This is a genomic window from Nocardia acididurans (assembly GCF_016741815.1).
Taxonomy (GTDB): Bacteria; Actinomycetota; Actinomycetes; order Mycobacteriales; family Mycobacteriaceae; genus Nocardia; species Nocardia acididurans.
Map to the genome: position 1 here is coordinate 1 of NZ_JAERRJ010000069.1, position 364 is coordinate 364.

Below are 364 nucleotides of genomic sequence, written 5' to 3' on the forward strand. Positions count from 1 at the left end.
CGTATGCCTGCGATGACGCGCATGGCGGACAGGGAGTTGCCGCCGAGGTCGAAGAAGGAGTCGTCGGCTCCGACTCGTTCGATGCTCAGCACGCGTTGGAAGATCTCTGCCAGTGCCTGTTCGGCCGGTGTGGAGGGAGCCCGGTAGGGGGTGCCTGAGGTGTATTCGGGTGTCGGTAGCGCTTTCTTGTCGAGTTTGCCGTTGATGGTCAAGGGCAGTTGGTCGAGCAGCATGATCGCTGCGGGCACCATGTATTCGGGTAGTCGTTCGCGTGCGTACCGACGGACCAGAGTCGGATCGATTCCGTTGTCGGTGTCGGTGGTGTCGGGGACGATGTAGCCGATCAGTCGGGTGTCGCCGGTGT

The 364-nt window shown here is 62.1% G+C and carries 1 protein-coding gene; it reads right to left on the reverse strand.

Features of this window, described 5'->3' with window-relative positions:
• On the reverse strand, window positions 1–364 hold a 364-nt coding region (locus tag JK358_RS38830), incomplete at both ends, for a phosphopantetheine-binding protein (protein WP_201958898.1).